We start from the raw sequence: 24905 nt of genomic DNA on the forward strand, positions 1-24905 counted from the left end.
CCTTGGCGACGCATAGCCATTCGTTCCATTGAAGCTGTGTTCCTCACTGGACGGGAGCCACATCACGTGAATATCGAGGCATCTGGGGGAAGAAAGATGATGCCGGACTCAAGGTCCGGTTAGTTTCGGCTCTCAGGCGCTCACGTCCTCTGTTTTGACTTTGGCGAGCCTGGTGCCGGCAAACGGGTCATTGCGCCAGTCGGCACCGCTGCGTTTGCCCGGTTCGCGATTCGATGCACCGTCAATTGCAAAGTGCGCAAGAGACTGCCCGGCGCTGGTCGCCTGAACCACCCATTGTGGTGGGGCGCCCTTGCCGTCCCAAGTGTTGCCCGAAGCATCGCGGAAACGCACTGCCCGCAAACGCTCCTGATCGGCTGCAATTGAAGTCGCAATGTCTTCCGGTTTGATCCCGAATTCGGCCATCCGTCGCCGCAGATAGGCCACAATGCTTTCGCGCTTTCGCTCATCCATTCAGTATTCTCCGCGCAACAATCTGTCGTTGGGCAGGTGATTGCAAATCGCGTGCCGCCAGGATGCCACGCGACCCAACGCTGCCCATGCCGGGGCAGCGAAGAGGGTGGGGCATGCTTAAATCTATTTTGTTGGGAGCGGCGCACGGGAGGCGCCGCGGCTGGCGACCGCTATGAGAGCAGTATAAAGCAACCCGATTGCGACACCAGGATTGTTTGCGCACGTTGAGTCTTATTTTGTTGCGTTCGCGATTCGTCGTGCGGAACGAACAGGCGCATCGCTGACGCGGGACCCATACCTCCCCGACCAACGATACCGGGTACATGTCTGGATAATAGAGAATTGGTTATTTTGCGGCGCAATAGCATTCAAATTAAGAAAGGCAGCGTTGCGGGACGCACAGGCAACATCGGGCGTGCATCTATTCCTGACCCTCAGTGAAATTCAAACCGTTGCGCGCTGTGCTTTCAATTTGCACGGGCGTACTGATAAAGTCATAATCACGATCGCGTCAATTCTGACGGGCCGACCGAACTTCGAAGTGCCTGGCAAACAGGCCAGGGAAGTTCCAGGATCGCATGAACGGAAAACACCACAGCGAGGAATAGAAATGGTTACCCTGGACGCAATCAACTCGAAAATTGCCAAACTCCAGAAGCAGGCAGCAACGATTGCCGAAAAGCAGTCGTCGGTGGGCCTGACGAAAATCCGTGACCTGATGCAAAAGCACGGACTGACTGTCGCTGACATTGAAGGCTTTGTTGCCAAACGACGCGGTCGTAAACCTGGGACGCTGGCGAAGGCCGCAGCAAAAGCTCCGGGTGCGGTCGTGCATCACGTTGCGCCGAAATACGCGGATCCGAAAACGGGCGCGACGTGGTCGGGCCGTGGCCTGGCGCCGCTCTGGATTCGCGACGTCAAGGATCGTTCGAAATTCCTGATCGAAGCTGGGGCAACGGCCAAGACTGCCGACGCAAAGGCAGCGCCTGCCAGGAAGGCAACTGCGAAAAAGGCTGCTGCGAAGAAGGTAGCTGCGAAAAAGGTAGCTACAAAAACGGCAGGCGCAAAGCGTGTCGTGGCTAAAAAGGCGGCGAAGACGGCAGTCACCGCGAAAAAGGCTGGCCGTGCAGCGGCGGCTCCGGCAAAGGGCGTGCGTGGACGCAAGGCCGCAGCACCCGCGAAAAAGGTCTCGGCGCCGCGCAAGGTGGCAGCCAAAAAGGCACCGGCCGCAGTTGAGGCTGCCGCCACGCCTGAAGTCGCAGCAGCGTAAAGGACAACGGCGGCAACGGGCGATCCAGTCGTAGCTGGCGGAGTGACATGCTGGCCACGCCGCATTCGCGGCCCGCTACGACTGATTACTCAGGACCCTTCGTCGCCTCACGTGAGCGCGGCGCCATGTTTGTACATCAGGAAGTGCGGACCCAGCGCCGCGCGCCGTTAACCGAATGGCTTTCCGTTTCGAGCTCGTCTCTCTCGCGTTGCCCGTAGACTGTCCACCCGAGTCGGTTCCTCCGGCGGTGGGTCGGCTGATCGCGGCCGCATGGCCGGGCATGAGCCGCGCGCAGCTCATCGATCGTGCCCGTCGACTGGACTTGCGTGCGTCGCTGCACGTGCAGCCCGCTATCGGACCGGATGGGCTGACGCAGTTCCGGCTCACGCTCAGTTTTGCGAACGGAGGCTTCGAGCTGATCGCCCATGTACGCCGTGTTGTTCGCCGCCGCACGGGCGTGCGACGCCAGAAACCGTCATTGCCTCCAGCCCGCGATATCAGGCAGCAGAGCCTCTTCTGAGTGTTGCCGAGGCCCGGGCAACAACGCCTGTCGACACCCAGGCGTCGCCGCTGAAACGAAGTCCGCTAGAGAATCCTGAGATTGCGAATCTTTCCGATTGCCGGTGAGCGCTCGACGATCAGGTTCGTGATGAACTCAGGCAGCAGGGCGCGCGGCACGTTCGCGGGAATATCGGTCACGAGCTGTGAAGGCACCTGAACGATGAATTCCTCCGGCGCCGTGGCGAGACTATGTTCGTACGCAACGCGGATTTCCATGCTGTTATCTTTCGGAGATGTGGTTGCCGGGAGCGCATGCAATGTGCGCAGGGCTATGCAGGGTTGTGGACCCAGTGTAGCGCGCGATACACCTGTCGTTGTTCGGTTGTGAGCGCTTGCGCGCTTTTGCGGACCATCGCAGGCGGCCCCGGCCGCGACTCCATTTCCCTGTCATGCAAGCCCGGCGGTTTGGTGTCCGTCTATGGGAGCCGGTTACCATCCGCTGCCGGAATATCCGTATGACGTTTGTGCGAGCCGCTCTCACGTCCCCACATCCTTGTTCACCGACGGTCTCTCATGCACATGAGCAGACTGATGTGCGATTGCACGACGGGGCGCGTTGACGACGCTATCGTGCAACCTGGAGATGACGGTCGTTAGTGCGGGTGTCACGCGCGACGCTACCCACCATCTTTCCAAGGTGATCACTCGCCCTGAGTACGATCTCCATTCGGGTCACACTGAGCGCGCGGTCATATTCGTTGACCACGGCGGTGAGACCGTCAGTCAACGATTCAGGCACACTCCAGATGCCAGTGCGGTCTGCCTGATCGAGCACCTCTCCGAGGCCACGCTCAACGCGTTCGATCTCCGCGATATCGAGCTGCCCATGTCCCGCCCGGGTGATGAAGCTCGTGATGATGAGGATCTGCGAGAGGAGATTGACCAGCGAGCGGTCCGCTTCTCCACTGCGCAGACGCTCGAGCGCAATCCGTGCACGCAGCGCAAGATCCGAGGATTCCTTGCGGGGCATGGGAAGAAAGAGCGATTTTGCATGCGCACTGGCAGACGGACGACGCGGGGAACGGTAGTTCTTGTTTGACATGTTCGACAGCGGGCGAATGGATTTCGGGTTCGCATATTGGGACGCTTCACCCCAGGGCAAGGGCCCCCGTCAAAATTTGTCCCTGTCTCGCGCGTCGTCGCGTTTTCTGTGTGGTCACCTTTCGATGCCTGACTGCAGCCTTGTTGCGAAACCGCCTGTAAACGCGACTAACTGTCCGCGCGCCGCGGTTCCCACAAGCGCCTGACGGCGGCCTCCACTTTCCAGCATTGGCGGCACTCCCCACGAACTGCTGGAACGTCGGCGCAGGCAGCGGGGCATTGCTGCCCGGGTCAGGACGAAAACAAGGGTGCCTTCCTCGCGCTGATTGCGCAGACGCAGCCGCAGTCTGTCGGCGAACTGCCATTCGGGATGGGAGGCGCAAAGCCTCATCTCTCGAGGACCTTGAAGACACGGGGGAAAGATGGGCCGATTCACCTTGAAACGAACGTCGGCCCGTCAAATGGTGTCGCGAGCCGTATCGCCCGCGATGTTCTTCCAGGAATGCTACGCGGGCGCGATTGCGCTGTTCAGCGGGCATCGGAAGAATGGCATCGGTGAATGGTGAGCGTTAAGCGGTGAGCGGACGCTAGAATAGCCGTCCTGGTAGCCGTAGCTGCCTGTGACGCCTCTGCCTGACCGGCGGAAACAGGGCGCGTGATGCCGCAGGTGCGCGGCGCAAGGATTGTGGGAGCAAAAGCAGATGACCGATGAACTAAGGACGAAGATTGGTGCTGTCGCGGGCAAGCTCGTGCAGGAAGCAATGACGTCCGGACTGATGTGGGAAGAGATCGTCGCCGCGTTTGGCCTGGCCGCCAAAGCAACCGCGAAGGCGGCCGCGAGTGCGGGCGATGCGCCGGCCGATGAATGCGTGGCACGCGCGCGCAGCTGTCTGGAAGATGCCTTCGCGCAGGACGTCCACGTCGTCATTGCGGATGGTGGTGCGCCAAAGGACGACGCCGAAGCCGACGAGAATCCGCTTCTGGCAACTGCCCGCCGTCGTCACATGTCCAGACTCCACTGAGCCGCAGGCGAACTCCGCGCCGCGGATAGCCTGGTACACGCTCTTCAGTATGCCCAGGAAAACCCTGGAGAAAATCCAGTCTCCGCCATCCCCGGCAGCGTCAGATCATTGCCCCCTCCGGTGAGTCCGGCGATGCACGTCGATGGCAAGTCGACCTGACTCCGCGCAATTTTTTGCGTACCGGGACCCGGCCACCGTGATGTGCTTTATGCGGCATCGCGCGAGGGGCCTGGCACGCTACTACCGCCTTATAGCAGGATCGCCTGCTGCAGCAGTTCCAGCGCTTTCAGTTCGTCCAGGCGACCCGAGCGTGCCTTGCCTGCCAGCGTCTTGATCAAGGCTTCCGCTATCGGCTCAATACCGTGAAGGTTGTCCAGGCTCGTCACGGAAGCGGGCGCGGGCGCTGCCGGGTTTCGCTGCGGTGCTGCGGACGCGGCGAACGACTCAGGGGTTGCCGGCGTGGCTGCCGGGGCACCGTCATCACTTTCTTCAGGCAGGCGACCGGTAACGTCGCCGGGAAAACCATTTGCGTGATCTTGCGGGCCGACAGCGCTCGTCTCTTTTTCTGCGGCGGCATCCGCCGAAACAGGTGAGGGGCTCTCTGGATCGGCAACCCGCGCGCGCCGTCCACGCGCCTTCGCACCGGCGGTCTTCACCGGCACGTCGTCGTTTGCTGCGGACGCAACCGGTTCGTGCTGTTGGGCGGATACGCGTGTGCGCGAAGCAGGCGCAAGCAGTTGCGACACCGACGCTGGAATCTCGGTTTCGGCGCGCGGAATGTCCAGCCAGCCAGCGGGCAAGCCAAGCCGCTCCGTGAACCGGTTTGCCTCGACAGCGTCCATGCGCTTCTTGCCGTGGAGCCGGTGGGCCATGTTGGACCCACTCAGCTCCATGACCACACCCAGTCTTGCTTTCGATCCGTTGCGACTCGTGAGAACGTGGAGGTTGGCGCGCCGGATGTTTTCTACGTCGGCGCCATCGTTGAGTGCCAGCGACTGCTGCTGGGCCGTTTCAGGAGACGTCCTGGATTTTGCGCGCGAAGCTTTTCGCGGCGTACGAGTTTCGGGCTGTCCAGCCGTTTCGCCTGGGCTGGTCTTGACGGCCCTGGGCGTACCGCTGGTTGCTTTCCTTGGCATTTGCGCTTCCTCGGACAAACTGTCTTCAAGAGGGGGTTGCGGGTCGACGGTCAGGGCAGAAGCCGGGCTAAATGCTTCGGACTCCCCGTCTGGTTCGTCGTCGGGCTGAATGAGGTCGAGCGGTGACTTCAGGCGGGCAATGGTCTTGGCTGCCAGGCCAGGATTGGGCTGGTCGAAAAAGCCATGCGGCAAACCAAGCGTGGTTTCCATGTGAAAGGCCGTCTCGGGTGTGAATCTTTCGCCCTTCAGCAGCTCGGCCACGCGCGTCATGCTGGATTCAAGCGCGATGGCGATATTCTCTGCGCCTACCGTATCGACCAGAAACTGGAACGAGCGTGTCTTGAAAATCGAGGCGGTCTGGGCGGAGTCCTGAGCAGGCGCCTTCACATACGGTTGTCTTTGCCGGTTGGGCTGGGACTTCTTTTCGTGGCGAACCTGGCGTTGGCCGCTGTCGCGGGATCCCGCATATCGCCCGCGGGCTTGACTCATAAAGTAGGGCTCCATGCGATCGTTGGAATGTATTTATTATAGACGCGGCGATTTGGTATTTAACGTGTCATTCGCACCATGGGGCGAAATTGTACCGGGACGGAGGTGGCAGGATACGTTAAGGTACCGGGGCCGCCTGAACGGCTCGGACATTGATGAGGATTACGAATAAATACATGAAATGTGTTCGCGTAACCGTCATGGACCTAGACCTGCGCGAGGCGTCAAAGGCGATTGGCGAGCTGAGGCTGCGAAGAGTTCGGGGGCGGTGATCAACGCTCCAGACCGGGATGGCAGACCGATCCTACTGTCGGGACTGGCGGGGCGCGGCAAAATCCCTCGACTTGTTTGTGGCGTCCTGATCTGCTTTTCGTTATGCAGTCGGATACAGGAGTCAACTACGCCATTGAATGGCTGAACTCACGGGACGGCGTCAATCAGCCAGCTTGACGCGACGTTGTCCAGCAAACTTTCGATCGCCAGCGCCTGCTTCCCCAGCTACGCCCACACCTTGTCTCCAGGACCACCGGAGGTCCAGTTCTGTCCTCAAGCCGCCCTACGCACGTGGCCCGGATCTCGCAACGATGACCCGTCTCAAGTCGCACGCGTCATCTGCGCCGCGAACATGCGTGTGCGTGACGTCGTAGCGAGTCGCCAGAGACTGAGCCGTTAATCGAACAGAATCAGGAGCCCGTCCCCTCCTCAATAGGCGAAAGCTGATCCAGCGCCGACGAAGTGATCGGTGGCGTCGTCGCTGTCTGGAGGCTTTGGGGGATTGTGCAGACGCGGTACGGATGATGCATCCGGCCATTCAGTCAATCTGGCCGGCATCGCGCGCGTTCTGCTGTATCGGCCGGACTGACAGGGGCAGTGGCCTCAGTGGCGCGCGAAATCTGCCGGCGTCAGCTCGAGGCGTGTCGCGGGATGGGCGAGCCATTTCCGTTCGGCGATCGCGAGGATGCGGCCGTAGCCGTCGCGAAAGGTTTTAAGGATGCGTGCGTCGCTGGCGCGTGGCTCGAGCCAGAAATAAGCTTCCAGCGCCGCGATCGTGACCACGCATCCTACGCAGAGCCGTCGAGCCACATCGTTCGACCTCAGTTTCCTGATCAGCGCAAGGAAAGGGAACGTGTCGACGATTTTCACGGCGAAATCGAACGGCAGCTCATGGCCGGCTACTGTTCGACGCTGTGGGCGTGAAGACGGTGGGCGCCTTGATCTCTGGAACGTGAACAGAGGTCTAGCGCGCGTCAAGTTCGGGCGGCTGCGTGCGCATTGGATCGCCACGAAAGCGCGCATAGATTGCGGAATCCACGAATTGCTCGATCGTGATTCGCGCATCAGCGAATAACTCCGCTGCCGCCCAGTCTGCCAGGGCAAGTGCCGGATAACCCTTTACCCGATGCGAAGGGTAGACGAAGCCGTCCGGTCGCTTGCCCTCCGGCAGCATAAGCATGGCCTCGCGCATGCGTAGTCCAAACCACTGACAGGCTTCATGGTCGCGTTCGGAAATCGCGTCCTGGATTCCGAGCCGGCTGCTGTGGTCCTCGCCGAGGTTCCACAGCACAAGTGGCCGCGGGAACTGGATTGAGGCGAGGACACCGACTGCTTCAGCTTTCCGGGTGATGTGAAACCCGTTCCCGGCGCCGCGATTGTTCAGTACCAGCTGGCTTTCCCACGCTGCGACCAGGCTGTCCATCCCGAGATAGACCCACGTGAAGGGCAGCTTGCCGTCGTCTCCGACCAGTTCAATCGGCGGCCCAAACCGGTGCGCCCTGAAAGGGGATGCACTCCCGACGTATCGAGGATCATCCACCGCCCGCACGAAGATCCTGTCGGCTTCGTAGGTGTATTCCTGCTCGCCGAGCGCTTTAAGGATCTGTCCGGCCGTCGGGACGAGGCCCTCCAGTTCACGTGGCAACCGGTATTTCTCTTCTTCGTTGTTCTTCATCGGCGCGTTGGTCATTCCGAACCCGCAGCCTCCATCCTGGCCAGTGCACTGATTTTGGCCAACCGCTGCTTCGCGGGTAGCGAGAGCATACGGGTTTGCTCCGGCGCCACGTGCTCACGGTCCTCGAACGGCATCCCGGCCAGAACTTCGGCCGGTGAAAGCTCGTTCAGCGCATCCTGTTCGGACATGAAAAATGTGTTGACCTGTATCCGCGAATTGCCGTGAAGGATCTGAAGCACGGCTGGCAGATGCGAAGGAACATCGCCCACGAACTGCCATGCAGGATAGGCGCGACCGTTCTTCTTTCCGATCGGAACCACGCTGTAGAACTGCGTGTGGTCCCCCCGGTAGAGCGTGCTCTTCGACATGCCGGTACGTGCTATCACTTCCTCAGGACTCCACCTTGCAACTGGCAAACGGGACGCGCTAGCAGCGCCTGCGCGTTCGTTGTCCTTTATGAGCCAATCGGCGAGCCGGGACGCGACCTCCCTGCGGGCCGCGATGCTAACGAGCCCCGCTTTCGCTTCGGCTCCCGATTTTGCCTTGAGCCGTGCCAGTACCCCCGCCAGCAGGTCCGCTGCAACCTTGTCAATCAAGGCGTTCGCATCGCCGGCGTATTGGCCGTTCACAAGTGCCCGCAGGGCTGCCTTGGAGTCCGGCTTTCGTTTAGTGGCCAGTTCCATTTTCACTCCTGTTCAGCATTTCGGGGAAGGCGCCGACTGGCGCGAGCATGCGGCACTGGGGCCGACACGGCGGTCATGACAGAGGGTAGTCAGGAAAACCGAAGTGGCCCTGTAAAACAGGCTTCAGCCTGTTTGCCTGGATCAGGATTTCGGGTGCATGCCAGGAATCATAGCATGCTTTTCCCAGTTTTCCCAGCATTTCCCGTTTTTCCCAGTTGACTCTCCCAGCCGCCCTGGAGAGCATTGGCTAACGGTTGACGTTTTCGCTGGTCATGACAAAATGTCCCTCAGTATCCCGCCTCCGTGGGACATTTTGTCAAGATTGCCATGAAACCTGCTGACCTCTCATATGCGCTGGCCCGCCTCGGCTGGACCCAGGCAACTTTCGCGGGATATTCGGGCTACGACCGCCGCACCATCGGTCGATGGATCAGCGGCGAGTCGGCCATTCCGCTGCTCGTTGACCGGCATCTCGATCTGCTGCTGGCCATTCGTGACCGTTTGCCCTGAGGGCTCTTTTCCCCGCGGGCCGCACAAAGCATGGCGCGGCTGTCGCTATCGCAGGCGCCAGCCTGGTCTTGGATCTGTAATGTGAAATCTCACAATGCACAATGGAAAGGAGGCTACTTGCCACGTGAGAGCGTATCGCTCGACCAGAAGCCATAGGCTTTGTGAAGCGAGCTGCTGCGCAAACAGCGCACGGCAATGCAATCTCGGGTGGTCGACGAAGGGCTGTTACCAATCGGATTGCGAAACCGAACCGTATGACGCTCTACCGGCATCGGCACAACCAACGCGCAACGGAAGGTTGCTTGGCAAAGTGGACATGCTGCAGCGCTGTGGCTCTCACGGCGTTCGCGCGCGGTGTTTTGCTCCCTTCGCCGCGATTGATTGAATCTCTGGCCTACCGTTAGCAGCGGGCCAAAACGTCTGATCGGACGCCCTTTTTGCTAACGTGCGCAGTTGAATTTTCGCCATCGGGCTTATCGAAAAAAACGACTTTCAAAGATAAAGCGCTGCTCCGAAATTGCGTGTCGGCAGTGCCAAGGCACTGGAGCAGTCTGAATAGTGAGAGTCGGCATTGAGAGATTGGGCTCACGCTCATGCGCACATCGACAGTTCCCGGAGTTCCTCGCGAAGGCGTGGCGCGCTCGCTGACATCGCTCGAGCATCTGTTGCGTCTTGCGCTGAGAATTCGCTAACGGAATCACGCAGGAGACGCTTCGATTTCAAAGGTGAGGTGAGTAATTGCTGTTGGTGGAAAGGGTAGTTTCGAATTGTCTGCCGAACGTGCAAAAAATGTAATCGCGGTTAGCTTTTTGCAAGGACGCGCGAGGATGCTTCCAGTCAGAGCGAATCTGCGCATTTTCCGCGATTTCCACTGCCACGTGGGTTATACCTATGTGCTATCGGCACGCAATGATGAAAATTTAGGGTTTTTACGAAGTTCCCAGGACATTTCCCAGGGTTTGCAATTTCTGACACTTTTTGCAGTCGAGTTCGCGTAGACTCAACAGTGCTCAATTACCTGATCTCTTCAGGAACCGGTATTGTCAAGCGGGTCGGGCGGAAAGGAAAAGAGTCCGTCGTATGTCGCAACCGCAGGTGCCAATGACCTATGAAAATCGCAATCCTCGAATCCGATGTCGCCAAACTAGACAGAACTCTCGAAACGCTCTCTGCCTCCGGGCATCTGTGTTTCGGCATAAGGAGTGATGAAGGGGTACGGCGAATGCTCGATGAGGTTTCAGTTGATTTGTTTCTCATCGACTGGACAGATCCCGACGGTGTGCGCTACGAAACGCTCGCCGCTCTAGCGCGATACGCGCCGGCTGTGCCTGTTGTATTGTGCGTTGCCCCGCATACGCCGATTTCCGTGATCGACTCCGGGATGAAGTGTGGCGCGAGTCTGGCGCTCGAAAAGCCGTTGAGCGGCGTTGACTCGCTCAACTGTCTCCACACTTTGAGCACCAACGGCTTCACGCCGGCGTTCGCCGTCAGCACGCGCATCATGTAAGTGTAAGGCCTGTCGACCGTGGTTTGATTGCGCGGACCGCTTCAGTCCAGATTGCTCAACGCGGATGGGCCGCCTTATTGCGCGCACCCCCGCGCCTTCCTGAACGCAATTGCAGGTTAGCGCCTGCAGCCAATCCGACCTCCGCGGCGCGCGAACTCCCAAACCATCGCGTCACGCTGATTCTCTGGTTCCGACCGTCATGTTCGCCTTATCAATGCTACCAGGGTCGTAAGGTTCCGGTAACATTCTTTATCTCGCAGCGTTACGTGCGACGAGTCTCACCCGCTATGCGACGAATCCGCATTCGTCAATGCATGTGTCGAAATGCTGTTCGAGGCGACAAGATTTGGCTAGGCGACATCCGTGGAGCGTAGAATGAACTCATACTCAAGGCTTGCAGAGGCGCAAGGGACTCCCGATCGGAAAGCGGCTTATTCAGATGAACGTCTGCCCCGCATTCCAGGCCGGAATTTATCACGCTAGACGCCGTCTGAGCCGAAGTGAACAGTATGATCGGTCCCGCGAAATCGCCGCGGGCGAGAAATCGCAGCGTCTCGTAACGCAGACCGTCTGGCGCACTCCAGTCCAATAGGAACAGATCAACTGAAACATCGCCAAGCAAGCGTCGTAGTCCCTCATCAGTCCGCGCCCCAAAGCAAAGATATCCCGCAGCGGAAAGCATTTGAAGGGTGCGGTCGAGTTCGCCAATGTCCGGCTCGAGAATTGCAATTTTCATAGAGGAAGTTGATAGCCAATGCGACCTACGGTTCGTGGAGACCAGGCTAGCTACATACGATGCCCTGCTCTGGCATAACGCGAGAGGGATCAGTGGTGCCGAGTTGTTAGCATCGTGCTGATTTCATTGGAAGTCACATGGAAAGGATTTAACAAGTATTCCTATGTGAGTCTCAAGATATTGTCCACGAACTGCTGTTTCCAGTCGCGACGCATATGATATGCGCGATCCATGAAAGGCGGTACGTCAACGTATGCGTAATTTCCGCCACCTTTCGCATCGAGGAACACCGTCATCTCGGATCCCGCATCGGGAAAACTCACAGCTGATACCTCAGCGCAGGTCGAGGTTCTTTGTCAACCATGCTGGAGAGATGCATACAGGTCCGAGCTTTTTTCCAGCGAAATCGCCCAAACCGACAGGAAACGCAGCATCTGCGGTGACGTAACGCATAACGGAGCGTGGGATGTCGCTTTCAGGGGGCGTTCACGTCGTTGGAACGGGAGTCGCGGCGCCAATACTGGTCGGTACCTCGATAGAGGCAGATGATCACGCGGCTGGCTGCTATTTGGCAGGATACGATAAAGCGCGGTGTGCAGGCTGGTTATCGTCACCTAAATCTCAATCCGACGAAGCAGTATTTTACCGGTCAGAAGCGCAATATCATCTTTCGGTCGAACCTCGCAGTTCAACGTCGGGCAAGTCTTGCGGATGCCGCTGCGTCTGGGGGCACCTTGTAGTTTCCGCTGTGCGCAGCAAATGCCGGAAGACGCTGAGAATGTGAGGCGAGGCCTGAGACGGACGAGGATTCGCACCCCAGCCCCGATCCTGTCCATGCATGCGGGCCCGGACGGTAGCCATCACTCGAATCGGAGGATTCCGCTGTTGCGAATACGAAGCGACGTTGATCCGCTCGATACCATCTCGCGGGCTATGGATTTCGGGCCTTCACGCGACGGTGTCTCGAGCGGTATTCCGTTGGTGTGGTCTCGAGGTGTTTGCGAAACAGTTTCGCAAGCTGGCTGCCGCTGCCGAGCCCGCTCCGCCGCGCTACTTTGTCAACAGGTAGATCGGTTTCGATCAGCAGGCGGCAGCTCATGTCGATGCGAACATAGAGCAGATAATCGGAGGGCGTGACGCCGATTTCGACCTTGAAGCGTCGCAGAAAATTTCGTTCACTCATAGCAGCAATCTTCGCTGCATCGTCGATAGCTACCGCACGAACGCCGTTCGCCTCGAGCCAGACTGCCGCCGCCTGGATGCGCTCACTCACATGGCCAGTAGTGGTTTTGCGGAGTCCCGCAATAATACCAATACGGGCTCGCTGGGGGCTTGGCATGACGTTAGCCGCAGCCATACGCGCAAAACTGATACCGAGATCCTGTTCGATTAGCGCGAGCACTTCTTGCAGCGGACCGGTCGTGGTGCCCGAAAAGTCGCTCGCTGCATGTTCGTGCCGGCGTGCATCTTCGGCCTCCTCGGCAGCCAGCGCGGTGGCTGCATGCGCGATTCCTGCAGCCTCAATGAGCGTTCCGCCTTCGCCGATGGGAACCACGGCTCTGCAGCGCGGGCCCTCCTGGCGAAGCCATCGTATCAGGCGGTCCTCGCGTCGCGCGTCGCGCATCCCAGCGCCACTGGCAACAAATAGCGTGTCAAATCCGTCTGCATAGCGCGAATCCTCAACACTTTCAGTCCAGACGAATACCGACGATGAGCTGCTGACGCGTCCACCCGCAAGAGACAATAGGGAAATCTCGTAACATGTGCGCTCGCGCACAGTATGCTCCAACCGTGCTTGTGTGTTGGCCGACTCAAATAGCTCTAGCACGGAGGCAAGTTCAGAAAGCGAAAATCCGGCGCAGAGGTATACTCCAATCTTCCGCCCCTCGTCCAGATCCGGAAAAGTGTGGAACTCATCGCCACGATTTCGTTCACTGCCGCTTTCGCACTCCATCAGTTACCTCGTTTTCTCAATAGTCGAATCGGCTTGCGTCGAGCCGGATTGGAACCAAATCTGGTGTTACCGCAGAAAGCGTCATAAATCGTGAGAAGATCGGCTATAAACCGTTGCGTTGGTGAAGTTTCGTAAATGCAGAAAACGTTTGCGCATTTATATGCGGTCGAGGCGTGATCATACGCAATAAATAATCGGACCGCCAGTGGTTTTTCGTTGATCAAAATATTAAACCGAAGAATTTCTATTGAAAGTAGCCAACAAGAAAATCTCCGTTCCACATCGGAGACTCGAAGTCTAATTCCACCCATGAATTCTCTGAGAATGTAAGTGTTCCATCTCGCAGTCCCTGTCCAATTGCTGTCCTCACAAGCACTTCGCTGGAGGTTCGACGGCTTCTTGCGAGTTTTGCCCTGGGTATCTCGAAGGTGGCTACCATCTCTCCAGCATCGACGAGTGAGAGCAAAACATATAGATCTCTTACAAAATGAACCACGTAAAGTAAATCACGAGATTCGCTATCAATAATCCTGAAGCAGAACACCGAATCTTTGCGCGAAGATTCCATGGCGTACTTCCGATCCTGTGTAAGACAAACGTTCCCGCGGATTGATACGCTAGAAACGAGCCGATGCCTCATTCTGCCGCTCGCTTAGACAAAGTCCATGCAGAAAGTACGTGAGGCTTCCCATGACAGCCGTTAAGCATCAAGCGCTGTCTGAACCAATAAGAGCGTCATGTTGATCAGCGCTTGGTCCTCGGCGTCCAGGACGGTTGCATGGCCCCGTAGCAGTTCAGCCATTGAGCCACCAAGTCGTCGAATTAGCAGGTCTGTTGGCTGGGGGAGCGGCCAAACGTGCATCAGATATGCAAGTGGAATCACATTGCGCTCTTCACACCAGCGCTCGAAGAGGGCTGTGCAAGAGCGATCCACTGCGCTGAATCTATCAAACTGCGTATCGCACATACCTTTCGAGTTCGCGTCCACGCTCTCCCGCGAATCTTGATCGATCGCCGCGACAAGATCGTTAGCTGGGTGACCAAATCCCGTGGAGCGTGCAGGCATAGACGAGTGCGTAAACATTGGATGCTGTGTAGACGGTGTGTGTTCTTGAAAATTAGGGCGGTGTTTTCTTGATGGTCCTTCAGCTATTTCATGTCTGGATTGTAGGCGTGCGCTGCTATAAGCACGAATCAGATCTTATCCGGTGCAGAAATTGACAAACTTTTGTCGGCGAACGTTGGTTGGCCAGAAACAAGATACCTGGAATCGATAAAAAAATAGCGGGGTTGGATATTCCAACTCTCGTTTTGCTTAAGAGCGATCCAAAAACTACCTCATCGATCAACAGTCAGCGAGATGATTGAATATCGGATAAGTAGAAAAGACATCAAGGGTGTCGCAAGATGCAAAATCTGCTTACCATTTGGCGATGAAAGGGTCTGTCGAATTAGGAATGTGACGATCTCCAGTTCGGGAGGTTCTCAATTCCAGTAGTCAGTGAGATTGTCAAGCTTCGCGTTATCCACCGGGGGGCATCTGCCTAAAAGTATTCGGCGCCATTGAAGTCTACGCAGCCGCGCTGCCTGCGTTCGGTGATTGGCAGCGTGGTTCCCCAGTCGATGTTGAGATCTGCATCGTCCCAGCAAATAGTGCGTTCAGAATCGACCATTCGCGGCGAAGAGGCCTTCGAAAGGACTTCTGCGACGTCTGATCGAACGATGAACCCGTGCGCGAAGCCAGGCGGAATCCAGAGCTGGCGACAGCTCGATGCGGACAGGGGCACACCTGCCCATCGCCCAAAAGTGATCGACATACGACGTAGATCGAGAGCTACTGCGTATATTTCTCCGGACAGCGCCCTCAGAACTATTCCGCGTGGGCTCTGAACTTGATACGTCAGCCCAACCAACGCATTGTGAGGACAAACCGCTTGCTCATCATGAGTGAACAGATAGCCGCGGGAGACGTTCTCGTTGAACCAATCCGGATCAAAGCTCCTAAAAAATGCGCCCGTTGATCGAGCTTCGATATGCGGTTCGAATACTTTAACTTCACGTAGCGCGGTATTCCCGATGCGAAAGGACATTCTTTTCTCTGTGTGTTCCTGATGCTTTTGGCGATCTTAACTTCGCCAGTGTCGCCCTGACTATGTCACGAATGGTGACGAGTTACCTGATTCAAAACGGACATAACGTTATCCGATTCCGCCAAAAGTATCTACATTTCTCCGACACGCAATGGAACACCACGGATCCATGGGAAACCGGAATACCAGTGAGACGGAATCTGTTCAGCGGCATGTGCTTTAAACCGCCAATATATTGGTCGAATCGGTCAATGATCTAGCCAATTTAGTTGCTCATGTATGATGCGTCGCAACGATAAGAAGTCGATTCAGCGTCACAAGCGATATCAATATCAAAGACTTGATAATAGTAGAGGGGTGAAGATGGGCGACGTCGGTGCCGGGGCTGCTGAGAGGGGAAATGTCGTTTCTGGCGGCGGATGGGAGCGATCAGGCCCGACGAGAAGAATCGGCGTGTTGCTCTACAAGGGATTCTCACTGCTCTCGATCGGGGTGGTCCCGGAGATTTTTCACTTGGCCAATGAGATCGCGGAGCGACAGAGCGACGGCGGATTGCAGTACCAAGTTCAATTTTTTTCGGCACACGGTGGAGACGTCGAGTGCTCGTCCTCGGTCAACGTCTGGACACAAGAATGCGATGCGGCGACAAGCCCAAGCTTTGATGCACTATTCATCGCGGATGGCAGAGACCTGATCGAAGTAATGCACGACGACCGCGTCTGCCAATGGCTTCGCATGGTCGCTCCGTCAACAAAGATCGTCTTTGGCATTGGAAAAGCGGCGGCGCTGATTGACGCGCTGCGGCTTCGTGCTGACTCGTACCACAGTCCGCAGCTGCCATCCACTACTGATTCGCCTCACGCAAAAGGTCCGACTAGCCGTGGAAATCGATACGAGCCAACAAAAACGGCGCTGATGCTTGTCGGCTGGGATCTCGGCCCGGATGCAGTAAGAGATGTCTCACGCAGGCTTTCAGCGAATGGCTTTGCGGCGCTTACCCCTCTAGTTGCCGATGCACGAGCTGACACGGCGATTGAGAAGGTTCGAGCCTCTGCGCGCTGGCTCAAAGAAAACTGCGACCGGCCGATATCTGTAAGCGATGCTGTGAACGTGTCGGCTATGAGTGAACGCAACTTCCTTCGATGCTTCAAGCAGGAGATGGGTGTCACGCCCTCCGAGTACTTGCTGCAGGCGCGCCTGGATTTGACTTCGCGCATGCTCGCCGAGACCGATCTGTCAATCGACAACATCGCAAAAAGATGTGGTTGGACGAACGGAGATCGTCTCGCGAAGATCTTCCGACGCCGATTTTCACTTACGCCGTCCGAATTTCGGAAGCGTGATCGGGGCGCTGGTGGGAAGAAAACATAGCTAGCCCGTTCAATCGGTTGTCTGCGACCATGCATTCAGCATAGGTGTGTATTCAAGTGAGGCTCTCCTAGAGTACCTATGAACCAGCGCAGAAGACATGCGCTGAACTCGCTTACGTCGTCGGCTATTATCAGTCAGACTATTTCCTGACGTCCATGACCGTCACTTTAGTAATTGATCGCCCTGTTCGACCGCAGCTTGGGGCAGCGAGGTAAGTATACCTTGAATCAAAAAATACCCGATATGCATAAAGTGGAGCGGTTGATCTCGGAGGGTAACGTGGTATTGCCAAAGAACTCCCACATGAGAAGATGTAAATAGAATATATGAATATCAGTTCGATATTCCGCGGTAATGTCGTGAAAGTTTCCAACTCATCCTTAGATGACCTATAACGCATTGTATTTAAGGCGGGTTTCCAGGTTGTGATGCGTTGTGTTTTATTTTCAACTAGCTCTAGCCCGACAAGATTTGCATCTATTTCGCCATCGGCGGTGGAAAATGACTGTAAGTTAGGTACGATAGTAACTTCTACGAATTCGGTCCAATGAAAGCCGAAAAAAAGTCCAATATCGGGGTGTGCGATGATGAACTTCCTTAGTCACAGTATTGCTCGTGGTGGCCCTTCAGGTGAAGTTGAAGTTCCGGACCGAAGAAGAAAGATTATATTTCTCCTATCTTCTGGATTTTGCTTGCCCGAGGTCGCGACTCTCCTTGAGGTATTCGATGCAGCCAATCGAACTTCCGTTTCCGGTGGTGTTTGCGGAACGGCGCCGTACTACGACGTTCATCTGACGTCCCTGGGCGGTGGACGACTGGAGAGTTCCTCAGCGGTATCCATATGGACCGCGCCTCTCACGCATGTCCACGAAATTGAGCCAATTTATGCCTTGTTCATTGCTGGCTCCGGGAACAGCGCGCTGTCCGGCAATGAAGCGCTGCTGGAGCGCATCCGTTTTGTCGGCAGTTGTGCGGAAAACTTGATTCCCATGGCGGAATCGAAGGTATTGCTGACAATAGCGGGAATCGCTGCGCGTCCGAATCAATGGTCTGCCGGCAGCAGACCCGACGACGGAATGACGCGAAGGCTCGATCACGCCTCCATCGAACCGTTCAGTGGGCCAATTGAGCGCGCGCTAAAGCTTATCCAGGATGGCCTCGGTGCGAGTAGCCCGCGATCAATTGCTGATATCGGAGTGCATGGTCGCAAGGAGGCTGGTTTGATGTCTGCGGTTCGTGAGCGCGCATCTGAGAACGCAAGCGAACGCATACTCGCGTCGGCACAATGGATGGAGAACAATGGCAGCAAATCGGTCTCAATTGCAGATGCCGCGCATATTGCGGCGATGAGTGAACGCAACTTTCTACGTCGGTTCAAGAGCGAAATCGGAGTAACACCCTCGGTGTACCTCATGTACTCGAGACTGGAGCTATGCTGCCAACTCTTGGTCGAAACAGACTTGCCCGTAGAAAAAATTGCACGCCGCTGCGGATTCAGTGGGGGCGGCGCTCTTTCAAAGCACTTCCGAAGACATTTTTCGCTAACGCCAACCGGATACCGCGAAAGCAGAGAAATCAGCTAGCTTGGCGCTGAGATTCACATCGCGATCGCTCAATATACCCTCGCTAAGATGCACCCCTCGGCCTGTTTTGTGCACGTGGATGCCCGTAGAGTAACTGCACGTTGCCCTACTTGCATCGGCTTCATTGCCAACGTCCTCGCCGTTTCGGCGTTAATTGCCGCGCGGACCCGCGGCGGTTGAGGCAACGAATCTCCGGTAATTCCCTATGCCGGTATGTTCCTGAGAATCGCGCCCGCGGGTGGCTACTTCGGGCATCGCCTTGCCCAAGCTGATCGTTGACCGTCGTCAAACTTATCATTCGCCTGCGGCATCACCGACGCCGGGGAATTTATCGGAATTCGCGCTCACGAGAAAGGTTGCGATCGAGAGGCGGTTAGCCCCATCCGAACGCTCTCTATCATCTTCGATGTCCGAATGGCGCGCGCGATACTCCGTCGGCGTGAGGTGTAGTTGCTTGCGAAATAGCTTGGAAAGTCTGCCTCCTCCATTTATCCCGCAACGCCGCGCAATCTTGTCAACTGGTAGCCGTGTTTGTGCCAGAAGCCGGCACGCCATGTCGAGACGTACCTTCAAAAGATACACGGAAGGCTTCATTCCTACCTCAAGTCTAAACCGTCTCAAGAAATTCCGACCGCTCATCGCAGCAATTTTCGCCACCTCGTCCAGTGAGATTTCCCGATCAGCGTTTGCACAAATCCAGCGCGCCGCATCCTGAATTGGTTGGCTAAGTGTCAAGGCACCGCCGCGACGAATATCCTCCCTCAAACCTGAGCCGAACTCGGGGTCGATAGACCTCGCGATTTGCGCGGCAATCATATCGTTGTGGTCGAGTTCTATGACGGCGACCGCCGCTGAGATCGCACTCTCTGCGGAGGTCGCCAGAGGTTGAGCCTTCGGATAAGAGGGATCCCCCGGCCTTACAGGCGGGATACCGTGTTTCAGGCTTGCCAGATGCGTGAGCACAACACTGCTTTCGCCTATCGTGAGAAACAACTTGCAGCTCTCCTGCACGCGATGCAGCCAGTCAACAAATCGCTCGCTGCGCAGTGAATCGTGTATTCCACGTCCACCGCAAAAAATGATCGCTCGAAATGATTCGGCAGTATCACAACTTTCAATACTATCCGTCCAAACGCAGACCGAGGACGTGCTGGTTATCCTGCCACCCGCCGCTGACAGGAGCCGCACGTTGTACCGGACAGCGGGCGCTCCGTGTCTGTCCATGCTCGCGTTCATAGCATGAAAAGCTTCTACAACGATAGCTGTATCCGCCAGTGGAAATCGATCGCACAAAATCAGACCGATTTGCCTTGGCTCCCCACCGATGTACTTCGAACCGCCACTCTGGCGAAAGGGTCCCATCGTCATCCCGTTGTCTTAAAGATTTTTATGACCGGTCAGTCCTTCTGCCTGACGGCACGAGCATCGTACTCAGCGAATATTATTGGAATACGGCCATGGCGATATCGGTCGCACTTTTGTCTGTTTTCGACCAATTTAATTCCAACCGATCCGTCTCCTCGAAAGGATTGATCGACACTACCGACTATGGCTGTGCGGCTCAAACCTGCAAGACGAACTATGGTAGAAGTCACCAAAAGAGATCTGCCCCATTCGGATAATGGCGGAACTGAAGAACGTTTTGGCGACTTGATAGCAGTATTGCTAATGATATAGTCGCCAAGCATACAGGCGCCTCTGTCTAGCTACCGTTGGCATGAACCATCGGTTCTAGATACAGCGGTCTCCAGAATGTACCCAGGCACACAGGCGCCTTTTTTTGTAAAACTCTTTCATCGGAAGCGAAAAATTCAGAGAGTAAGAAAATGGGTGTTCCATGATCTATACCTCGCGCCGAACATTCTCAATTACGCCACATACATCAATTCAGATCCGCACTAGACAGTCAATTCATTGGCGTGTTCAGACAAGGTCGTTGTGTTGGCTGATAAAGACGATATGATTCATTGCAGCTACAGAGGATTGCCAGGTAGCGAGTTGCAACGAAACCGTAGCGTCGACCGACTAAGAGGCATTCCGATCCGCGCGGCTGCGCAAACTTCGGCGCGCTGACAACCGCGAACTACTGACTTTGTTAGAGACGCCGAAGCCGGACAATAAGTATCGTGATTCAGGCGTGGATAGTTGGGCCCGAGTGAGGACGTTGCTGTCACGATCTGAGGGCCGAAAATGCGAATGCAGATTTGCTCCCCCGGCGATGCCACGAGGCGAAATCCTCGGAGATCGCGAATTGAAGGTTAGTGAAAGTTGTAACCGGGTCGTGCATTCGTTGGATAAGCGAATTCAGACCAATTCGTGTTAGCCAGAAACACTCACAAAGACGCAAGTCAACGCGTCCTTCGTTCTAAAAAAGCGAACCAGGATCGATACGCACTTGGCCGAACTGGCCGACGTTTGCGGTGGATGCCGCTCACCGGACTCTTCGCTGCAGGGCAGTTAACGTTGCGGAGTACGCGAGGAGCGGAAGCCGTTGTGCTTCAAGAGTCCGACAAGGCAAGTCATTCATGCCTCGAGCCTTATAGTCGAGGTGGGCGGAAACATCGAACGAGTCCATCACATAAGGAGTGGGGAAATGCGTGATCTACAAGAAATCATAGCGAGAATCGTCGATGGGATTTCGGTCGTCGCTGGCGCCCTGCTTGCACTTCGGTGGCCTTCTCGAAGGCACCCCGGACGCGGCCTCTATCACGTTCGCGGTCACCCTTACCCTTGCGATATTTTCGGCATTTGGCTTGTACGATTTTGCGCTGATCCTGTCTCTCCACTTTGCGGAGCTGGTTTTGCGTCTCTGGGTAGTCTATTGGACTGCAATAGTAGCCATTCTTCTGCTGGTCTCGCGAGTCGACTGCCTGTGGCAACAAGATATCCGAGAGGGCTGGCGTCCAGACTCCGTTAAACCGAGGTCCAATATGCGACGCAACAGGGCGAGCTTGCAGCGGCATTCGCTCCAATTCGAATAGGTCTGCGATGAAGGTGATGCTTTTGTCCGTGTCGCATTCTGTCATGCACGTAGTCGCAACAATCAACGGAAATTGGGGGGGAAGGTGAAGCAGATTCTCGCGAGAGTGTGCGACGTTATTGTGATCGTCGCCGGAGCACTCACTGCGGCGCATGCTGTCTTGCGCGACACCGACGCTTCGATCGCCATCTACGTTCTATATTGCGCGGCGATCGTTGCCGGTTCATTGGCTGTGTTTCCCGCCTCAGGCGTTTATCGCTCGTGGCGTTCACGTCCATTGGGTGGCTTGTACGTGCGTGTGCTCATGGCATGGTGCTTCATTCAAGCGTGCGGCGCGTTGGTATTGCTGGCCGTCGACAGCGTCGACACGGTGTCCAGGGAATGGCTCTTCCTTTGGTTTGCCGCGACGGCCGCGTTGCTCATTCTGGCGCGTGCGCTGACGTACGGTATCCTGCGGCGCTTGCGCTTCTTCGGTCTCGATCAAACGCGCGTAACGATCGCAGGCCAGGGCCGTCACTTCGAAGACATAGTGCACAAAGTTCAGGTGCACAACCGCAGCGGATATGCGATTTCTGACATCGTGACGCTCGATGCACTCGATGGCGACGCCGCCTCATGGGCGGCGGACGAACGAAAGCTCGCTTCACTGTTCCCGGGCGTGGAAGCCGGGTTGATCGACGAGGTGTGGATCGCCTTGCCCGTCACCGCGCAGAAATTTGCGATGCGCAGCATCGAAGCGCTGCGATGCGCGCCGGTGCGCGTTCGCTACCTGCCCGACGTGCAGGAGCTAGGTTTGCGCGATATAGGCGGACCGCTTGAAATGAGCGGTGTGCCTTCAATCAGCCTGTCCGCGCGCCGCTATTCTCCCGACGCACTTATCGACAAGGAGTTGTTTGACCGGTTGTTTTCGGCGCTTGCGTTGCTATCGCTCTCCCCGTTGTTGATTGCGATCGCCGCAGCGATCAAGCTCACTTCTCCGGGACCGGTGTTTTTTCGCCAGCAGCGCAAAGGTCTGAATGGCCGCAAGTTCTCGATATACAAATTTCGCTCGATGTATCTACACGACACACATCATGGTGTGGTCAAGCAGGCCACAAAAAACGATTCGCGTATTACGCCCGTTGGCCGCTTCCTGCGTCGTACGAGCCTCGATGAATTGCCGCAATTCATCAACGTGCTGCGTGGAGAGATGTCCGTCGTGGGGCCGCGTCCGCACGCACTCGAACACGACGCGTTCTACGCACCGCAGATCGATGACTACATTCAGCGCTACCGCGTCAAGCCTGGTATTACGGGCTGGGCGCAAGTGAACGGTTTTCGCGGCGAAACCGATCAACTGGAGAAGATGGCGTCCCGCGTGGAATATGACCTTTATTACCTCAACAACCGCTCGTTCGCGCTCGACATACAGATCGTGTTGCGAACGATCGTGCACGGCTTCGTGAGCAAGCACGCGTACTGAGCTTTTCGGATCTGTAATTGGAGCGGTGTCGCGCATGCGTTCAGCACCGCTGCGACATCGCCGTTATCCGTCGAGAAATTGCTCCATTCGCTGCGCAACCGACCCAATTGGGAGTGAATGAATACGAGGTGCGACGTCATGAATGCGAGTGCACAACGGGAGTGAACGAATGCATGCGAATGTCCTTAGATAAAGCGGATTCGCGTGGTTTGAGAAATATTGTGACATCCATCTTGAATCCGCTTTTCTGTCGCGATGAAGCCGCATCGCGATAGCGTTCCGCGGATCATCTCACCTTAACCTGAGCGCACTGCCAACGCGTCCGTAAATGGGCGTTCGTTGCGCAAAAAATATAGGGTTGTCAGGAATGTTTCACAAGAAGTCGAATGGGTTCGGTCGTACGAGCGCGAATCGGAAACTCGGGGGGGAAGCGGGCGTCTTGCTAGCGTCGAAAGCCGTTGGGCCGCTTCTGATCGCCTCGATGCTTGGGGGATGTATGTTCGCGCCTGGCATGCAGATGCAGCGTGATATTCGTGAGCAGACAGAGCCACGTTCGGAGTCCCCGGAAGCCGCAAGCCCGCGGGCGACGGTCATTGAAATCAATGCGGCGGTGATTGCGGAGCAGAACGCCGCCCAGGATTCGAAGCTGGAAGCGAACGAGCATGAATTGATGGTGGCGCCTTCGGTCTACACCGTCGGTCCTGCCGACGTGCTCCAGATCACGGTCTGGGATCATCCTGAACTTGCGCAGGCGCAGGGTTCGCTGCCGACCGCGACACCGCGTGCCGCCGACGCGCCGCAAGGCATCGTAGTGGACGAAGATGGCTACATCCAGTTCCCGTATGTTGGCCGCGTGCAGGTCGCGGGCCTGACGACTTCGGCTATTCAGGCGCGAGTCGCTCAAGCATTGTCGCGCTCGTTCAAGAGCCCTCAGGTGACCGTGCGCGTCGAATCATTCCGCGCCAAGCAGATTTTCGTAGACGGAGAGGTGCACTCACCAGGGTCGCTCCAGATCAACGACGTGCCGATGACGTTGACCGACGCCATTGGTCGTGCGGGCGGCTTCACTGCTTCGGCAAACAAGGGTCGTTTGCAGATCATTCGCGGCAAGCGCGTCTATTCTGTGGACCTGACGACGATGCTGGCGAACGGCCAGAATCCCGTGAAGATCATGCTCGCGCGGGGCGACGTGTTGCGGGTGCCGTCGCGGGACGAAAGCAGCGTTTACGTGATGGGCGAAGTGAACAAGCCGGTGGCGGCCATTCCCAAGACCGATGGCCGGCTTACCCTGGCAGACGCGCTCGCGCAAGCAGGCAGCTTCAACGTCTCGACTGCCGATCCGCAGCAGCTCTACGTCGTGCGTAACGCGCAGAGCGGACATCCAGACGTTTTTCATCTCGATGCGCATTCTCCCGTGTCGATGATTCTCGCCTCGAAGTTTCCGCTTGAGCCCAATGACGTGGTGTACGTCGATGGCAACGAACTCGTGCGCGTGAATCGCGTACTGAGCCTGCTGCTGCCGGCAATCGACGCGGGGCTGTACGCGGCGGTGGTGACCAAATGATCAAACGCGTTCTTGTCGTCTGTGCCGGCAACATCTGCCGCAGTCCGATGGCTGCGGCGCTCTTCGCGCACGCTTCACGCGGTATGACGGTGGAGTCGGCGGGCATCACTGCGGTGATCGGAAGCGCACCCGATCCGCTGGCCACCGAGTTGATGCAGCAGCGGGGGCTAGACATCCGGTCGCACAGGGCGCGCCAGTTCGAAAGCTGGATGGGCGTGCAGGCGGATCTTGTCATCGTGATGGATCGCGCACAGCGCGAATTCGTCGAAGAACGCTATCCGTCGATGCGCGGCCGTGTCTATCGGCTTGGCGACTTCGAGCGGCCCGGGTTGCGAATGTCTTCGGGATTCGATGTGCCGGACCCTTATCGGCAGGATCGGGCCGCGTTCGAATCCAGTCTTCGACTGATCGAGGTGGGCGTGTCGGGATGGGTGGCGCGTATGGCAACTCGCGCGCGCGTGGCATCGGGGGCGTAAGACTTGTCCGTCATCTGCCACTGTTCGTGATCCGCAAATCGTGAAAGAACT

20 protein-coding genes are annotated in these 24905 nt (G+C 56.9%); 10 read left to right on the top strand and 10 right to left on the bottom strand.

Features of this window, described 5'->3' with window-relative positions; translation table 11 throughout:
• Nucleotides 1-132: 132 nt before the first annotated feature.
• Nucleotides 133-471 carry an H-NS family nucleoid-associated regulatory protein gene (locus VSR72_RS20885; RefSeq protein WP_342954239.1) on the bottom strand — a complete coding sequence of 113 codons (339 nt, stop codon included), beginning with the start codon at nt 469-471 and terminating at the stop codon, nt 133-135.
• A 415-nt stretch (nt 472-886) separates the two neighbouring features.
• Between VSR72_RS20885 and VSR72_RS20890 the strand changes: the two genes are divergently transcribed.
• Both VSR72_RS20890 and VSR72_RS20895 read left to right on the top strand, forming a co-directional pair.
• Nucleotides 887-1741: an H-NS histone family protein gene (locus tag VSR72_RS20890; RefSeq protein WP_342954240.1), complete on the top strand. Its 855-nt coding sequence runs from the start codon at nt 887-889 to the stop codon at nt 1739-1741.
• A 175-nt stretch (nt 1742-1916) separates the two neighbouring features.
• Nucleotides 1917-2261 carry a hypothetical protein gene (locus VSR72_RS20895; protein WP_342954241.1) on the top strand — a complete coding sequence of 115 codons (345 nt, stop codon included), beginning with the start codon at nt 1917-1919 and terminating at the stop codon, nt 2259-2261.
• A 65-nt stretch (nt 2262-2326) separates the two neighbouring features.
• Here the strand turns inward: VSR72_RS20895 and VSR72_RS20900 are convergent, their stop codons facing one another.
• A complete protein-coding gene (locus VSR72_RS20900; RefSeq protein ID WP_342954242.1) occupies nt 2327-2518 on the bottom strand; it encodes a hypothetical protein in 192 nt (63 codons plus the stop codon).
• 349 nt (nt 2519-2867) lie between these two features.
• Complete coding sequence (locus VSR72_RS20905) at nt 2868-3344, bottom strand: hypothetical protein (protein WP_342954243.1); 477 nt, start codon at nt 3342-3344, stop codon at nt 2868-2870.
• A 700-nt stretch (nt 3345-4044) separates the two neighbouring features.
• Here VSR72_RS20905 and VSR72_RS20910 point away from each other — a divergent pair.
• Nucleotides 4045-4365 (top strand): hypothetical protein, encoded by a 321-nt coding sequence (locus VSR72_RS20910; protein ID WP_342954244.1) that lies wholly within the window; start codon nt 4045-4047, stop codon nt 4363-4365.
• Between the two features lie 248 nt (nt 4366-4613).
• Here the strand turns inward: VSR72_RS20910 and VSR72_RS20915 are convergent, their stop codons facing one another.
• From VSR72_RS20915 to VSR72_RS20930, 4 genes are all read right to left on the bottom strand, one after another.
• Nucleotides 4614-5990: a hypothetical protein gene (locus VSR72_RS20915; RefSeq protein WP_342954245.1), complete on the bottom strand. Its 1377-nt coding sequence runs from the start codon at nt 5988-5990 to the stop codon at nt 4614-4616.
• Nucleotides 5991-6866: 876 nt separating this feature from the next.
• The gene (locus tag VSR72_RS20920) at nt 6867-7100 is read right to left on the bottom strand and encodes a DUF1488 family protein (RefSeq protein ID WP_342954425.1); all 234 of its coding nucleotides are present in this window, start codon (nt 7098-7100) and stop codon (nt 6867-6869) included.
• A 127-nt stretch (nt 7101-7227) separates the two neighbouring features.
• A complete protein-coding gene (locus VSR72_RS20925; RefSeq protein WP_342954246.1) occupies nt 7228-7938 on the bottom strand; it encodes an RES domain-containing protein in 711 nt (236 codons plus the stop codon).
• 11 nt (nt 7939-7949) lie between these two features.
• A complete protein-coding gene (locus VSR72_RS20930) occupies nt 7950-8621 on the bottom strand; it encodes a hypothetical protein (RefSeq protein ID WP_342954247.1) in 672 nt (223 codons plus the stop codon).
• Nucleotides 8622-8948: 327 nt separating this feature from the next.
• Between VSR72_RS20930 and VSR72_RS20935 the strand changes: the two genes are divergently transcribed.
• Nucleotides 8949-9131, top strand: a complete 183-nt coding sequence (locus VSR72_RS20935) for a helix-turn-helix transcriptional regulator (RefSeq protein WP_342954248.1) — start codon at nt 8949-8951, stop codon at nt 9129-9131.
• A gap of 1108 nt (nt 9132-10239) precedes the next feature.
• Nucleotides 10240-10638, top strand: a complete 399-nt coding sequence (locus VSR72_RS20940) for a hypothetical protein (RefSeq protein WP_342954249.1) — start codon at nt 10240-10242, stop codon at nt 10636-10638.
• 1667 nt (nt 10639-12305) lie between these two features.
• Here the strand turns inward: VSR72_RS20940 and VSR72_RS20945 are convergent.
• Together VSR72_RS20945 and VSR72_RS20950 are read right to left on the bottom strand one after the other, a co-directional pair.
• Nucleotides 12306-13328, bottom strand: coding sequence for a helix-turn-helix domain-containing protein (locus VSR72_RS20945; RefSeq protein WP_342954250.1), 1023 nt, complete (start codon nt 13326-13328; stop codon nt 12306-12308).
• 1544 nt (nt 13329-14872) lie between these two features.
• On the bottom strand, nt 14873-15418 hold the full coding sequence (locus tag VSR72_RS20950) for a dTDP-4-dehydrorhamnose 3,5-epimerase family protein (protein WP_342954251.1): 546 nt from the start codon (nt 15416-15418) through the stop codon (nt 14873-14875).
• Nucleotides 15419-15781: 363 nt separating this feature from the next.
• Here VSR72_RS20950 and VSR72_RS20955 point away from each other — a divergent pair, with 363 nt between their 5' ends.
• Entirely contained in the window at nt 15782-16789 is a 1008-nt protein-coding gene (locus tag VSR72_RS20955) for a helix-turn-helix domain-containing protein (RefSeq protein ID WP_342954252.1), read from the top strand.
• 584 nt (nt 16790-17373) lie between these two features.
• The gene (locus tag VSR72_RS20960) at nt 17374-18372 is read left to right on the top strand and encodes a helix-turn-helix domain-containing protein (RefSeq protein WP_342954253.1); all 999 of its coding nucleotides are present in this window, start codon (nt 17374-17376) and stop codon (nt 18370-18372) included.
• Between the two features lie 294 nt (nt 18373-18666).
• On the opposite strand, the gene VSR72_RS20965 is transcribed toward VSR72_RS20960, so the two are convergent.
• The gene (locus VSR72_RS20965; RefSeq protein WP_342954254.1) at nt 18667-19740 is read right to left on the bottom strand and encodes a helix-turn-helix domain-containing protein; all 1074 of its coding nucleotides are present in this window, start codon (nt 19738-19740) and stop codon (nt 18667-18669) included.
• A 1697-nt stretch (nt 19741-21437) separates the two neighbouring features.
• Here VSR72_RS20965 and VSR72_RS20970 point away from each other — a divergent pair.
• The 3 genes from VSR72_RS20970 (at nt 21438) to VSR72_RS20980 (ending at nt 24854) form a co-directional block, all read left to right on the top strand.
• A complete protein-coding gene (locus tag VSR72_RS20970; protein WP_342954255.1) occupies nt 21438-22814 on the top strand; it encodes an undecaprenyl-phosphate glucose phosphotransferase in 1377 nt (458 codons plus the stop codon).
• A gap of 511 nt (nt 22815-23325) precedes the next feature.
• A complete protein-coding gene (locus VSR72_RS20975) occupies nt 23326-24378 on the top strand; it encodes a polysaccharide biosynthesis/export family protein (RefSeq protein WP_342954256.1) in 1053 nt (350 codons plus the stop codon).
• A complete protein-coding gene (locus VSR72_RS20980; RefSeq protein ID WP_342954257.1) occupies nt 24375-24854 on the top strand; it encodes a low molecular weight protein-tyrosine-phosphatase in 480 nt (159 codons plus the stop codon). The genes VSR72_RS20975 and VSR72_RS20980 overlap by 4 nt, the downstream gene beginning before the upstream one ends.
• The last annotated feature ends 51 nt before the right edge of the window (nt 24855-24905 follow it).

The organism is Paraburkholderia sp. JHI869, from assembly GCF_038900775.1.
Lineage (GTDB): Bacteria > Pseudomonadota > Gammaproteobacteria > Burkholderiales > Burkholderiaceae > Paraburkholderia.

Bases quoted from the DNA above. Each gene is read 5' to 3' on its own strand.
- VSR72_RS20965 (WP_342954254.1), bottom strand. From the start codon at position 19,740: ATGACGATGGGACCCTTTCGCCAGAGTGGCGGTTCGAAGTACATCGGT.
- VSR72_RS20975 (WP_342954256.1), top strand. From the start codon at position 23,326: ATGCAGATGCAGCGTGATATTCGTGAGCAGACAGAGCCACGTTCGGAG.
- VSR72_RS20960 (WP_342954253.1), top strand. From the start codon at position 17,374: ATGATGAACTTCCTTAGTCACAGTATTGCTCGTGGTGGCCCTTCAGGT.
- VSR72_RS20895 (WP_342954241.1), top strand. From the start codon at position 1,917: ATGGCTTTCCGTTTCGAGCTCGTCTCTCTCGCGTTGCCCGTAGACTGT.
- VSR72_RS20915 (WP_342954245.1), bottom strand. From the start codon at position 5,990: ATGAGTCAAGCCCGCGGGCGATATGCGGGATCCCGCGACAGCGGCCAA.
- VSR72_RS20935 (WP_342954248.1), top strand. From the start codon at position 8,949: ATGAAACCTGCTGACCTCTCATATGCGCTGGCCCGCCTCGGCTGGACC.
- VSR72_RS20980 (WP_342954257.1), top strand. From the start codon at position 24,375: ATGATCAAACGCGTTCTTGTCGTCTGTGCCGGCAACATCTGCCGCAGT.
- VSR72_RS20930 (WP_342954247.1), bottom strand. From the start codon at position 8,621: ATGGAACTGGCCACTAAACGAAAGCCGGACTCCAAGGCAGCCCTGCGG.
- VSR72_RS20955 (WP_342954252.1), top strand. From the start codon at position 15,782: ATGGGCGACGTCGGTGCCGGGGCTGCTGAGAGGGGAAATGTCGTTTCT.
- VSR72_RS20900 (WP_342954242.1), bottom strand. From the start codon at position 2,518: ATGGAAATCCGCGTTGCGTACGAACATAGTCTCGCCACGGCGCCGGAG.
- VSR72_RS20940 (WP_342954249.1), top strand. From the start codon at position 10,240: ATGAAAATCGCAATCCTCGAATCCGATGTCGCCAAACTAGACAGAACT.
- VSR72_RS20925 (WP_342954246.1), bottom strand. From the start codon at position 7,938: ATGAAGAACAACGAAGAAGAGAAATACCGGTTGCCACGTGAACTGGAG.
- VSR72_RS20905 (WP_342954243.1), bottom strand. From the start codon at position 3,344: ATGTCAAACAAGAACTACCGTTCCCCGCGTCGTCCGTCTGCCAGTGCG.
- VSR72_RS20950 (WP_342954251.1), bottom strand. From the start codon at position 15,418: ATGTCCTTTCGCATCGGGAATACCGCGCTACGTGAAGTTAAAGTATTC.
- VSR72_RS20885 (WP_342954239.1), bottom strand. From the start codon at position 471: ATGGATGAGCGAAAGCGCGAAAGCATTGTGGCCTATCTGCGGCGACGG.
- VSR72_RS20945 (WP_342954250.1), bottom strand. From the start codon at position 13,328: ATGGAGTGCGAAAGCGGCAGTGAACGAAATCGTGGCGATGAGTTCCAC.
- VSR72_RS20910 (WP_342954244.1), top strand. From the start codon at position 4,045: ATGACCGATGAACTAAGGACGAAGATTGGTGCTGTCGCGGGCAAGCTC.